The sequence below is a fragment of the Cellulophaga sp. BC115SP genome (assembly GCF_009905545.1).
In the GTDB taxonomy this organism is placed as follows: domain Bacteria; phylum Bacteroidota; class Bacteroidia; order Cytophagales; family Spirosomataceae; genus Flectobacillus; species Flectobacillus rivi.
On record NZ_JAAALB010000017.1, the window covers coordinates 55,586 to 68,377 of the forward strand.

General features: G+C 38.5%; 10 protein-coding genes. 3 read left to right on the top strand and 7 right to left on the bottom strand.

Annotated elements, in window-relative coordinates; all coding sequences use genetic code 11:
* Positions 1 to 30: 30 nt before the first annotated feature.
* Positions 31 to 2,271, bottom strand: coding sequence for a TonB-dependent receptor domain-containing protein (locus GVN22_RS14180; RefSeq protein WP_166551668.1), 2,241 nt, complete (start codon positions 2,269 to 2,271; stop codon positions 31 to 33).
* Between the two features lie 320 nt (positions 2,272 to 2,591).
* Between GVN22_RS14180 and GVN22_RS14185 the strand changes: the two genes are divergently transcribed.
* Positions 2,592 to 2,873, top strand: coding sequence for an SCP2 sterol-binding domain-containing protein (locus tag GVN22_RS14185; RefSeq protein ID WP_166551669.1), 282 nt, complete (start codon positions 2,592 to 2,594; stop codon positions 2,871 to 2,873).
* A 275-nt stretch (positions 2,874 to 3,148) separates the two neighbouring features.
* On the opposite strand, the gene nadB is transcribed toward GVN22_RS14185, so the two are convergent.
* Positions 3,149 to 4,732 (bottom strand): L-aspartate oxidase, encoded by a 1,584-nt coding sequence (gene nadB / locus GVN22_RS14190; protein WP_166551670.1) that lies wholly within the window; start codon positions 4,730 to 4,732, stop codon positions 3,149 to 3,151.
* Positions 4,733 to 5,329: 597 nt separating this feature from the next.
* Here nadB and GVN22_RS14195 point away from each other — a divergent pair.
* The gene (locus tag GVN22_RS14195; protein WP_166551671.1) at positions 5,330 to 6,283 is read left to right on the top strand and encodes a hypothetical protein; all 954 of its coding nucleotides are present in this window, start codon (positions 5,330 to 5,332) and stop codon (positions 6,281 to 6,283) included.
* A 203-nt stretch (positions 6,284 to 6,486) separates the two neighbouring features.
* On the opposite strand, the gene GVN22_RS14200 is transcribed toward GVN22_RS14195, so the two are convergent.
* Complete coding sequence (locus tag GVN22_RS14200; RefSeq protein WP_166551672.1) at positions 6,487 to 7,890, bottom strand: GH1 family beta-glucosidase; 1,404 nt, start codon at positions 7,888 to 7,890, stop codon at positions 6,487 to 6,489.
* A gap of 657 nt (positions 7,891 to 8,547) precedes the next feature.
* Between GVN22_RS14200 and GVN22_RS14205 the strand changes: the two genes are divergently transcribed.
* Positions 8,548 to 9,465: a metallophosphoesterase gene (locus GVN22_RS14205; RefSeq protein WP_166551673.1), complete on the top strand. Its 918-nt coding sequence runs from the start codon at positions 8,548 to 8,550 to the stop codon at positions 9,463 to 9,465.
* A gap of 222 nt (positions 9,466 to 9,687) precedes the next feature.
* On the opposite strand, the gene GVN22_RS14210 is transcribed toward GVN22_RS14205, so the two are convergent.
* From GVN22_RS14210 to GVN22_RS14225, 4 genes are all read right to left on the bottom strand, one after another.
* Positions 9,688 to 10,056, bottom strand: a complete 369-nt coding sequence (locus tag GVN22_RS14210; RefSeq protein ID WP_166551674.1) for a multidrug efflux SMR transporter — start codon at positions 10,054 to 10,056, stop codon at positions 9,688 to 9,690.
* Positions 10,057 to 10,168: 112 nt separating this feature from the next.
* Positions 10,169 to 11,032, bottom strand: coding sequence for a sterol desaturase family protein (locus GVN22_RS14215; protein WP_166551675.1), 864 nt, complete (start codon positions 11,030 to 11,032; stop codon positions 10,169 to 10,171).
* Positions 11,033 to 11,154: 122 nt separating this feature from the next.
* Positions 11,155 to 12,060, bottom strand: coding sequence for an N-acetylneuraminate synthase family protein (locus tag GVN22_RS14220; RefSeq protein WP_166551676.1), 906 nt, complete (start codon positions 12,058 to 12,060; stop codon positions 11,155 to 11,157).
* 95 nt (positions 12,061 to 12,155) lie between these two features.
* On the bottom strand, positions 12,156 to 12,668 hold the full coding sequence (locus tag GVN22_RS14225) for an HAD family hydrolase (protein ID WP_166551677.1): 513 nt from the start codon (positions 12,666 to 12,668) through the stop codon (positions 12,156 to 12,158).
* Positions 12,669 to 12,792: the final 124 nt, after the last annotated feature.

Genomic DNA, 12,792 nt, shown 5'->3' on the forward strand with positions numbered 1-12,792 from the left:
CTACCCTTTTCATTTTTTCTAGCTCTTATTCTAAAATGATATACCTACCGACAGCTTGGCAAAAAATGGTGTTCCTGCCGTAAAATGGATTTCATTTACGGGTTCTGTCTCATTTTTCAGCTGACTTTCGGTGGCAAACTGCGTTTCTTTCCAACGAACATTAGCAAGGTTTTGGATAGATAAGCCAAAGTTGTATGCCTTGTATTGATAATTGACCTGCATATCATTGACAAAATATCCTTTGGCAATAATGGTATTATCGTCATTGGCTGGTCGGTCGGCCATGTATCTGTATCGCAACGAACCACTCCAGCCATTCTGTGTTCTTACATTCAAGCCTCCTGTTGAAGTTCGGGTTGGAGCCAAAGGCAAAAATGCTTGTAGTTCATTTACACCTAACGCTCTTGGTTTGGCTATGTTCCAATCCATATCAGCATACAACCAATCTGTAATTTGATAACGCAACGAAAAATCTAGTCCCATACGGCGGGTTTTGCCACTTGGTTCTACGACGGCTTCGTCACCCACATATACAAACTCTTGGTCGAGCCATAAATACCATGCCGACATATTGAGCAACAATTTAGAAAACGGTTTCCAAACAACTCCCAAATCAGAACCGTAAGCTGCTGGCAATATCTCACGCCCCTGGGTAGCTACCACTACACGTGTATCGTTTGAGTGAAAACCTTTACCCGTATTCAAATACAATTGCAGGCGATTGTTTGGTGTGTAATATAGGTTGAATTTAGGGCTCAATATCGAAGCATTGGCTTTCAAAGTATATTTACTCGAATCACTCAAAAAGTTGTTATAACGATTCCAGAACATATCATATCGCAAACCTACATTGGCTGTCAATCGCTCTGATAGTCGCATGGTGTAGTCGTAATAAAAGCCTAAGTTTTGTTCCATGACTTTGCCGTATTTCAATGAATCACTGACAAAAGTGCGGTTTACAGTTCGTGATAGTTCGAGGTTATTGACAAAATCTTGTCGATAATCTATACCAATATTTGAACTAGCGCCATTACCATGTTCCAACGAATAGCTGGTGTTTCCTCCCCAAAGATTACGGTTTTCATGCTGCTTTATCTGGTCTCCTTTTACAGGATCTTCTTTGAAAAAGGTAAAGTTAGAAAATAACAAAAAGTTGTAGTTGGAGTAAAATAATTGGTTTTTCAACACGCCATTGCCTAATTGTGTTACCAATTGCGCATTGAGATTTGTTCTACTGGTTTCGCCCCCTTCGGTGTCATCGATGGCTCCATAAAATGAAATTTGCCCAGCATCTACCGCACGATCGGGGATTTGTCCTGAGTGATTCCATTTACTCCAGAAGGTAGAAGCAGTCAAAGTTAGTTGTGATTTACTCGAAAATTGTCGATTGTATTTGGTAACAGCATTGACACGACGAAAATGCTGAGGCGAGTCAAAATAACTATCAGAATAACTATACTCCCCTCCTACATACATTGATTCATTGCGCTCTTTGGCTTTTTGTCCTAAAAGATTAAAAGCACCTACAGCACGGTAAGTATTGAATTGCCCTGCTTCAACCTTTACAAAGTTTTTGTCCAAGACATTTCTTGTTCTAAAATCTACCCAACCTGCTGTCGTAAAATTACCTTTATCGGCATAATATGGTCCTTTTTTGAAATCTACTCTTTCTATCAATTCAGGAATCACGAAGTGCAAATCGGCATATCCTTGTCCGTGTGCATGCGATACCATATTTACGGGCATACCATCCACTGTCAAGCGAATATCTGTGCCATGATCAAGGTCAAATCCTCGCAAAAAAATCTGTTCGGCTTTGCCGCCTCCTGCGTGTTGACCAATAAATAATCCCGGCACCGAACGCAATACTTCTTGTGAGTTATTAATAGGACGCAATTGCAAATCTATACTGCTGATTGTTTGTTGTTGGTGCGCGTTTTCGGGATGTACCTCTACCTCATCGAGCTGAACCATCGCTACGGGCAAAGCAATTTTAAGCGTTTGATTAGCTTTTACTTTGGCTTCGTATTTCTGATAACCAATATGCGAAACTTGCACCTGCACTTCAGCAGAAGTCAGTTTTGATATAGAAAATTCTCCCAAAGAATTGGTAATCGCATAACCATTGGGTGTAGTTCGAACAATTGCCCCTTCGATAGGCAACTGCGTAGTTTGATTGATAATTTGTCCTTTTAGGGTAAAATTTTGCGCAATAGTACCAAAAGACAATAGCCATAATAGCCCCACTAAGGTTGTAAAAAGTTTTTGCATGTGATAAACATCGCTTTGTCTGAGCGAAAATAGGATTTAGTCTGTTATGAATGTTGGTTACTTATTCACAAAGATACTATCTGAATGCTCAAATATGTGGTTGGATTTACTATGAAATATTGACTGATATATAGGAAGTTTCGTTACCAAGAAGTCCTAATATACTGGTGAACAGGAAATTATTAGCCCTGAATAGGTTTTCTGAAGTGTTTTGAAATATATTTTTGCGAAAATATATATTTTAGCGAAATTTCGCTTGTATTTAATTTTTACATTTATTAGATTTGATATAAGAACTCAAACAAGTAAAAAATACGACTATGGAAAGATTAATGTATCAAATCGCACAACATCAAGAAAAATTAATGCAAATGGGTGGCACAGTTCGTTTTGACTTGCCAGAAGGAAGTATCATGATTTGTACAAAGGGTCATGTAAGCGACGACTACCAAACAGCAGATTGTTCATTTAGAACAACCACTACAGTATTACAAAGCCTTATCAATGGTCATATTGACCCAATGAGTGCAGTAATCACAGGAAAATTAAAATTTGCAGGAAATGTTATGGTTGCCCTTAAACTAAAAGAATTGTTTAGCTAATGATATGGAGTGATTGTTTTTTAACTGTTCATTAAACATGAGGCATACCGAATTTGGAGATTCACAGGATAGTCCTCTACTTTTTCCCAATAGGGTGCGACTTAAGTCGCACCCTATTGGGAAAAAGCGCTCGAAAAATATTTTTCGAGCGCTTTTTTGATACTAATACTACTATGCTATGTTTTACTCTGCTTCAAATGCAAGCATTGTGTATCTACTGATGGAACGTAGATTTAAAGAATAATTTTCAAAACTCTTCACTCAAAACTCCTCACTTATCTGATATTATCTAAGTTATAATGCAAGCCTCTATTTTCTTTACGAGCAATGGCGTGTTTAATCACCAAATAAGCTGCATTAATCATATTTCTCAATTGACAAATCTGTACTGATAGTTTGGATTCACGATATAACTCTTCATGTTCAATATAAATCAGTTCCAGACGGTCATACGCACGCTTCAAACGACGGTCAGTTCTTACAATACCAACATAATTACTCATAATAGACTCCAATTCACGAGTCATTTCAGTTACCAAAATCAATTCTTCGGGATGTGTCGTACCGTCATCGTTCCAGTCTGGTATATTGTCAGGAATAGTATTTTCCTGATAAATCTCAATCGTTTTTTCGAATGCACGATGCGCATAAACAATCGCTTCGAGCAAAGAATTAGACGCCAAACGGTTTGCTCCGTGCAAGCCTGTACACGAACATTCGCCCGCAGCAAAAAGGTAATTAATCGTCGTTTGCGAATATTCATTTACCTTAATACCTCCGCACAAATAATGCTGTGCTGGCACCACAGGAATCATGTCATTGCCTGTAATATCCAAACCCAAATGATCTTTGCAATAGTTATAAATCATTGGGAAATGATGCTTGAAATCTTCCGCCTCCAAATGACGAGTATCCAAATACACATGGTCGACCCCATTCTTCTTCATTTCAGAGTCAATTGCTCTTGCAACAATATCACGCGGCGCTAAAGATAAACGAGGGTCATAATTTTCCATGAATGTCTCACCATCCTTATTTTTCAGAATACCGCCATGCCCACGCACCGCTTCCGAAATCAAAAAAGAAGGCTTTTTGCCAGGCTGATAAAGTGACGTTGGGTGAAACTGGATAAACTCCATATTGTCTACCAAAGCTTTGGCACGATATGCCATCGAAATACCATCGCCCGTAGCAATTGTAGGGTTGGTAGTACTTTGATATATTTGACCAATACCACCTGTCGCTAAAAGTGTCGTTTTAGCAAGAAAAGTCTCGGGCTTGCCTGTCAAAGTATTGAATACATAAACGCCATAACATTTTTTGTCAGGTGTATCTTTCGTTACTTTTTCACCCAAGTGGTGTTGTGTAATCAAATCAATGGCAAAATAATGGGTAAAAATCTCAACGCTTGGGAAAGATTTTACCTTTGCCAGTAAAGCACGTTCGATTTCGTTACCTGTAGAATCTTTATGGTGCAAAATACGATGATCCGAGTGTCCGCCTTCTTTTACCAAATCGTAAGAACCATCGGCTTTTTTATCAAACTCAGTACCATAGTCAATTAACTCTTGTAAACGAGCAGGTGCTTCTTTTACGACAATTTCTACAACCTTTGGATCTGACAAAAAATCACCCGCAATCATGGTATCTTCGATATGTTTTTCGAAAGAATCCTCATTATTCCAAACAGCTGCAATACCTCCTTGCGCATATTTGGTATTGGTTTCTTCGGCCACCGTTTTAGTGATGACTGCGATTTTGACATCTTGCTTTTTATCAGCAAAATGCGATGCAAGTTTGGCGGTGTAGGAAAGTCCTGCAATACCAGAGCCTATGACTAAAAAATCGTATTTGGGCATTATTTTGAAATAAGTTTGTGCGAATTATCTAAATATAAATTGGCTACCAGCTTTTAGCAATCAGCTATAGAATTATGTCCTAATCTAAGTAAAATATAGAGTAAAATTGCATTAATATGCTTTAGGCGATAAGCTGTAGGCACTAGAATAAAGTCTGTATTACTTCGATAGAAAAAATATGATTAAGCTTAAAAGTGTATTTTAATAAAATTATAGAAATATTTTTGCCTAAAGCCTATGGCTCACAGCCTAAAGCCATTTTGAAATGTCGCCAAAGTTACGTGCAAAGACGACATCATCTTGAGTTAAAAAGAAAATATTTATAAGAAATCTCAAGTTAGTCATACAATCTCTAAAATTAATCACAAATATTAGTACGACACTAAGGTATTTTGAAAAACCACCAGAAACAGGATAATAGGCTATCTTCAAAATTCTATATTTGTTTATACAGTTTCGAGAAAGAGATTTCTTGAATCAGGCTAAATTGTTTAATTTCGGACTTTGAAAAGTGCTTTCAAGTTTTGAAAAAAACGAGTTATTTATCGTTTTCAACAAACATCTTAGCGAAAGTTCTCATATTTAATCAACTCTTTTATGGATGTAAACAAGTCCAACAATAGTCTCTGGAAAGCTGGTACAGGTGCATTTGCTATTTTGTCAGCTGTTTTAGGCTATTTACTATTTGAAGCAAAAGGTATTAGTAAAGACCAAAATCGAATGATAGACCAGCGTGTAGCCGAAATTTCGTCGGCACGTATGAGTTTGGACTCGATTGGGATGCAAATGGATGCCAAAATTGCAGAAATCAAATCTTTGGGTGGACGAGTAGAAGAGTTAGAAGCTGCCAAAAAACAGTTAGAAGCTGATGTTGCTGGACTCAAATCAGCAGGTGAACTTTCGAAACAACAATATGATGGCAAAATAGCCGAGTATATTAGTCTCCTCAACAACAAGGACGCCGAATTGAATCGCCTTCGTAAAGAAAATGGCATTTTGGCAGAAAAAAATCGTACACTAACTTCTGAAAATACCGACTTGAGTACCGAAAATGTTTCGTTGAAAGGCATCAAAAAATCTTTGAGCGATTCAGTCGAAAATGTATCTCGTAAAAACTCTGAGCTTTCGGCAAAAGTGAGTAGAGCCTCCGCCTTGCAAGCGCAAGAAGTGCAAGTATTGGCTATATCGGACAGAGGAAAAGAACGTGATGGTGGTACTTACAGGGCATCAAAAGTGAGCAAAATCAAGGTGGCGTTTAGCTTAATGCCCAACCCAATCGCCAAACAAGACGAAAAAGCTATCTACCTTCGTGTACTCGACCCTGATGGAGCGGTATTGTTTGACACGGCGGCTGGTTCGGGAAGTTTTACAGTATTTGGAAAAGAGACAAATTTCACTGCTAAAAAATCTATTTTCTTTCAGAATAATAACCAAAATGTAGAGATTACCTATCAACGTAGTGGTAATATCGCTTATCGTGCGGGTAACTATAAGGTAGAATTATATGCTGAAGGTTATCAAATCGGTACGGGAGGATTTACGGTGAAATAACACTTTTCTATTGGGGATTTGGGATTTTTGATTGCGGAGTGTACGAAGGATTTTATTTTGTTCAACAGAGTTCTTATTTATTGTTTTTTTTGGGCGTAGCTGCAACCCTTGCGGTTGCCATTTCGAATGCGGTAACTGCAAGAGTTACCACTACATCAATTTTATTTTAAACCTTCGTACAGTCCTAACTCACAACTCATCACTTAACAAGTAACCTTTTCCGAAACTAATATATCAGCTTGCTTATTCTCTTTTTCGGCTGTTAAAAATTCCTTAAACCATTTTCCAGAGCTTTTTACAATTCTTTCTTGGGTTTCGAAATCTACATATACTAAGCCGAACTTGGGTTGATACCCCTCTCTCCATTCGAAATTATCGGTTAATGTCCATGCCAAATATCCTCCCAAATTGATGCCTTCTTGCTTTGCTTTCAAAATACTCTGTAAATACGTTTGATAAAAAGCTGTTCGCTCGGGGTCATGTATTTCACCGTGGCGAAGGGTATCTTTAAAAGCAGCACCATTTTCGGTAATAATCAACTGCTTGATTTGAGGATACGAAGCAAATTTCTTGATAATTTCATACATTCCATCTGGTGACACCTCCCAGCCCAAATCTGTTGTATGATGCACCCCACGCTTATGAGGTTTTACTTCCATAGCATTGATATAGGGCATCCACCAAGCACCTTCCATTACCAACTTAAAATAGTTTTGGATACCAATAAAATCAAAATCAAATACCAAACGCTCCATATCGCCTTCAAAGACATACTTTTTCATCATGGTTTTCAGAAATGGTAAATCTTCGATAGGATATCCCATACCCAATGCTGGTTCTAAAAACAAACGATTGAGTAAAGCATCAACTTTTCTAGCGGCCTTCAAGTCGGCATAGCGATGCGTATGCGGTTCGATATGCGAACATGAAAAAGTAGTACCAATCACTGCATCTGGCACATTTCTGCGAATTACTCTTGCCCCTTCAGCTTGACATAGCGCTGTATGGTGTACTGCTGGTAAAAAATTACTCATACCCATGCGTCCAGGTGCGTGATAGCCAGTCATATAGCCTAGCCCAGTAAAACCTGCTGGCTCATTGAGTACCATCCAATGTTTTACCTTTGAGCCAAATTCTTCGGTCAATATCTCACAGTATTCCACAAACCAATCTACGATGTGGCGGTTGGTCCAGCCACCCATATCCTCCAAAATCTGTGGTAAATCCCAATGGTAAATGGTTGGCCAAGGCTCCAAACCAAATTCCAAACAAGTATCTATCACTTTATGATAGAAATCAATACCTTCACGATTGACCGTACCAATACCATTGGGGAGAATCCTTGCCCAAGCAAACGAAAAGCGAAACACTTCAAATCCTAGCTCCTTGGTAAGACGGATATCCTCACGATAACGATGATAAAAATCGGTAGTTACATCGGCATTCGTTTTATCTAAAATTTTATTCTTTTTATGGCTAAATCTATCCCAAATAGATTCACTTTTATTTCCTTCAGTCCATGCTCCTTCATTTTGAAAGGCCGACATTGCGATGCCCCACACGAAATCATTTCCAAAATCTTCCTTACGCAACTGTTGATGGTTCATAATTTTATTTTTTTTTGACTGTAAGTATTAATGCTGAATGATGAGTTAGTACTGTACGAAGGATTATAAAAACTATTTATTTCGGATATCGGATGTTGGATTTCGGAAGTATAATCTTCTATATTTTGCAAGAAACAAAGGTATTTTACTTTATTTCCGAAATCAGAAATCCCAAATCTGCAATAGTTTGAAATCCTTCGTACACCAGCAGTTGTGAATTATGAATACAAAATTTTAATTATCAACACTTTATATCAAAATCCCTTTCTATCTTATTCTACATGATTAGGCTTTGGATCCTTGGCGTTCAGCCAATATAATATTCTGGTAGCTTTGGTCTTTATTTGCATGAATTCCACTACAACCCACTCCAACTTCCTGATAATTAACGCCTTTGTATTTCTTTAAAGGGCGACAAAAGTAAAAAAACTTTATGAATTGTTTATGTTAAATCTTTTTTGATTGCATTTAAGTTCTCTCGATGTCTCCAAAATTTGACAAGAAATTCATATTGAGCCTCCTCTTTTTACAAATTCTTAACTTATTACAAATCATCAAGTTATACTAAAATCACAATTTTGCACTGTGCTTCTGAGGAGGTAGAGGTGTTAGCCAAGCACTACTTGTTAGCTATTTCTAACCAAGCAATCGCATATTATGCAAAGAAGAGATTTACTTCGACAATTGGCTCTTACCGCAGGAGGTTTATCACTTCCTTCGTTAGCAAATGCTCAAAAACCCAGCGCTCCTAAACGTGTACTTCGTGTAGCTCATATTACCGATGTGCATATCCAACCTTTGATTGGAGCAGCAAAAGGCTTTGAACGTTGCTTACACCATATTCAGTCTTTGGATGTCAAACCAGACCTTATTATCAACTCTGGTGACTGTGTGATGGATGCTCATAAACGCACACCACACAATGCAGACAAACAGTGGAAGCTTTTTAATGAAGTACTTAAAAGTGAAAATAATTTACCTGTTATCAGTTGTGTGGGCAATCACGACATCTGTTGCGAAGGTGATAGTTTCAAAACCTTCGAGGATGGTAAAAAATGGGCTATGGACGAAATGTCGATGCACAAACGCTATTACTCGTATGATACCGACCAATGGCGTTTTGTCATGCTTGATAGCGTTCAGCGCAAAAAAGACGGCTCTTGGTACACTGCACACCTCGACGACGAACAATATGATTGGCTAAAGTCAACCCTAAAAACCACTCCCGACGACAAGCCCGTAATGGTGATTTCGCATATTCCGATTTTGGCGGCTTGTGTTTTTTTTGATGGTGACAATAGCAATAACGGCAAATGGGAAGTACCTGGTAGTTGGATGCATACCGATGCCAAACGTATCTCGAATCTTTTTGACGACCATAAAAATGTAAAATTGGCCGTTTCAGGACATATTCACCTAACCGACAGAGTTGACTACAACGGCGTTTCATACTGCTGTAATGGCGCCGTATCGGGCAGATGGTGGTTTGGCAAATACCAACACACCGAAGCAGGTTATGCCGTAGTCGACCTTTATGATGACGGTTCGTTTACCAATACCTATATAAGTTATTAAGTATGCTTTAGGCTATAAGCTGTAGGCATTAGGCAAAGTGTTTAACATTAATATCATAAAAGCCCTTTTAGGTCTTACCTCATTCTAAGTTCTCATATTTCCAATTGCATTAGGTTCGCTCATCTATTACGTCATGCACTGAGAATATTTTTTTGGTAGCTAGTTATGAAATAAGTGGTTCTCGTTTATAAACGGTAAGGCTTTGTCTTACCGTTTTTTGTTTTAAGCCTTTCCCGATGTTTTGAGCCCAACAATACCAATGGCAATTAGGGCTATCCATCCGATTTCTTGCCAAACCCATTTTTCATGTAAAATAAAAACATCTGCTAGTTTGATAAAAACCAAGGCAAGGGCTGTCCAAACGGCCATAGCCACGGCTGTAGGAAGCATTTTGAGTGCCAGCGCAAAAAAGTAAATATTCCCTATTCCAAAAAAGATATATCCCAGTAAAGGTGAAATAAGCCCCCAAGTATTCATGGAGAAAATGGTATCCCATTGAATCGTTTTGATTTTCTGAAAATCAAGATATTTTAAAGAAAATGCCCAAGCAGCTTCAAATACCGCGGCAATTAATAAGTAAATCCATTGCATGAATTATTGAGTGATTGAGTGGGTTGTGATTGAGTGATTATTTAAAAACCGCAGTAGAGACGCAATGTTTTGCGTCTTATGCCAAGCGAATACACATGCCTTACAGCTATTATCATCTTTTTATTTTCTCCAAAAACCAGTTCCAAAGATTGATTCTGAAGAAATAATACTTTTTGAATAGCGGATATTTCAAAAGCTTTTTTTCCTCAAATCTTTTGACTGAAAAGGCATGTTGTAGGAAATAATCTTTGGGGTAATCATAGTATAATCCCCAGTTTTCAGAGGCATTCCCTGGCTTATGGTTGGGGTCATATACTGTTTTAAAGAGATAATCCCATACAGCAAATTTGGTAGAGAAATTGGCGTGAAATACCTCTTGATAATTGGCATGATGCCAAAGATGTAATTCAGGCGAATTGAAAAGGTATTTCCATTTACCTAATTTGACATCGATATTGCTATGAATAAACATCCCAAACATGGCATCTAATAAGGCTTTTATAGGTAATACTTCTGGCGATGCCCCTAGCAAAATAATCGGTAAAAACTCAATGCTTTGATTAATAATAATCTCGACAATATGAGAGCGTGAGCCACTCAGAAAGTCTACATTTTTACCCGAATGATGTGCCTCATGTGTCCGCCAAAAGAAGGCATTGGCGTGTTGAAATCGATGAAACCAATAGATATAAAAATCATGTGTTACCAGAAAAAAGAGCACCTGTAATGCCAAAGGCCAATGACTCACCGACACCCAAGAAGACCAAGGATAAGCCTGATGAATCGGCTCGATAATGCCTTGAAAAATAAGAATTTTGAGAAAATAGCTTTGGATAAGAGTATACCACACTAAATCAACCCAAAAGCCCTCCCTGAAAAATGGGAGTCCTTTGCGATATGGAAAAAGTCTTTCGAATAAAATGATAAGCACAATCCAAACTACCAAAATGGAAGTAGTGATTTCAACCGTTGTCATTTGAATGAGGGTTCCGTTTTTTAGCACAAAGACCTATAGAGTTGAATCTATAGGTCTTTTTTGAGCCATGAACAATCAGCTTTCTCCTGTCGGTTTTTCGCCCGAAAGCTGAAAGCCGACAGCTATTTATTATACTCAGCAGAAATATGCTTTCTCAATTTTTTCATCTGACCTACTTCAGAATCATATACTTTTTTGACACCATCACCACTTGCTGTTTCTACGTCGCGGATATCTTTTACTAGGCGAGACAAACCTTGTGGTTCAACCGACGCCGCATGGTCAGAACCCCACATAGCACGATCAAGCGTAAAGTGTCTTTCTACAAAAGTAGCCCCCATTGCTACCGCTGCCACAGTAGTAGCCAAGCCAGTTTCATGTCCAGAATACCCAATAGGATGATTAGGGAACATCGTTTTTAGGGTATGAATCATGTTCAAATTCAGCTCTTCTGGCTTACAAGGATAAGCAGATGTAGCGTGAGCAATCGACAAAGGATATTCAGGGTCAAAATCAAGGATAAAACGAACTGTTTCTACGATTTCATTTTGGGTCGACATTCCTGTTGAAATCATCAACGGGCGACCCGTTTTCAAAATACGCTCAATCAATTCAAAGTCTGTCAACGATGCTGAAGCCAATTTGTACAAAGGCGTTTCGAACTGCTCCATAAAATCTACAGATTCTACATCCCAAGCCGATACAAACCAATCCATTCCACGCTCTTTGCAATATTGGTCAATGATAGAAAACTCTACTGCGCCAAATTCAGTCTTACGTTTGTAGTCGATATATGACATACGTCCCCACGGTGTATCACGCATGATTTCCCATTGGTCGCGAGGCACACATACTTCTGGAGTTCTTTTTTGAAATTTCACCGCATCCACTCTAGCATTGACTGCCTCGTCGATGAGTTTTTTAGCAATATCAATCGAGCCATTGTGATTGATACCAATTTCTGCAATGATGTAACATGGCGCACCTTCGCCAATTACTTTTCCTGTGTTAAGTTCAATTGATTTCATGCGTTGTTATTAGTTTTTGAGGCATTAGGCAAAGAGGCATCAGGCAAGGAGTATTTATATACTGATGACTAGTGCCTCTCCCCTAACCCCTTGTTTTACGCTTCTAATAAAATTTCAGTTATCACTTCTGGAGTCTGTGCTTCTAGAATAAGTTCAGCTAGTTCGCGGAAGCATCCTTCGCCACCTTTAGCTTCGCAGATATAGTCTACTTGACTACGAACTTGCTTAAGGGCGTCGGCAGGACAAGCCGTAAAGCCTACGTGCTTCATGATTTCGAGGTCATTGACATCGTCGCCGATATAGGCAATTTGTTCGGGCAGGATATTACGATTCACCAATATTTGTTGGAGTACCGCTAGTTTGTCTTTGATACCCATGTGCAATTCGGTAATCTTGAGTTTTTCAGCACGTTTGCGTACAGAAGGCGAAAGCTCGCCAGTGATAATGCCCGTTGCAATTTGTCTGTTGCGTAAACGTTCAACACCCATCCCATCACGGATATTGAATTTTTTCAATACTTCTCCGTTTTCTCCATAATACACCCCTGCATCGGTCAATACCCCATCACAGTCGGTAAGGAGCAATTTTATATGTTGTAATTTTTCCATTGAGTAATTTGTGGTTGAACCAAAGAATAATGAGTGTAGTCAGAAACGCTATGGCTTTTGCTGATTTGGGATTGCTGATTTCGGAAATATTGAAAAAACTTCGTTTTTATTTTTCATAATGTTT

Bases quoted from the DNA above. Each gene is read 5' to 3' on its own strand.
- GVN22_RS14210 (WP_166551674.1), bottom strand. From the start codon at position 10,056: ATGCAATGGATTTACTTATTAATTGCCGCGGTATTTGAAGCTGCTTGG.
- GVN22_RS14225 (WP_166551677.1), bottom strand. From the start codon at position 12,668: ATGGAAAAATTACAACATATAAAATTGCTCCTTACCGACTGTGATGGG.
- GVN22_RS14185 (WP_166551669.1), top strand. From the start codon at position 2,592: ATGGAAAGATTAATGTATCAAATCGCACAACATCAAGAAAAATTAATG.
- GVN22_RS14215 (WP_166551675.1), bottom strand. From the start codon at position 11,032: ATGACAACGGTTGAAATCACTACTTCCATTTTGGTAGTTTGGATTGTG.
- nadB (WP_166551670.1), bottom strand. From the start codon at position 4,732: ATGCCCAAATACGATTTTTTAGTCATAGGCTCTGGTATTGCAGGACTT.
- GVN22_RS14180 (WP_166551668.1), bottom strand. From the start codon at position 2,271: ATGCAAAAACTTTTTACAACCTTAGTGGGGCTATTATGGCTATTGTCT.
- GVN22_RS14220 (WP_166551676.1), bottom strand. From the start codon at position 12,060: ATGAAATCAATTGAACTTAACACAGGAAAAGTAATTGGCGAAGGTGCG.
- GVN22_RS14195 (WP_166551671.1), top strand. From the start codon at position 5,330: ATGGATGTAAACAAGTCCAACAATAGTCTCTGGAAAGCTGGTACAGGT.
- GVN22_RS14200 (WP_166551672.1), bottom strand. From the start codon at position 7,890: ATGAACCATCAACAGTTGCGTAAGGAAGATTTTGGAAATGATTTCGTG.
- GVN22_RS14205 (WP_166551673.1), top strand. From the start codon at position 8,548: ATGCAAAGAAGAGATTTACTTCGACAATTGGCTCTTACCGCAGGAGGT.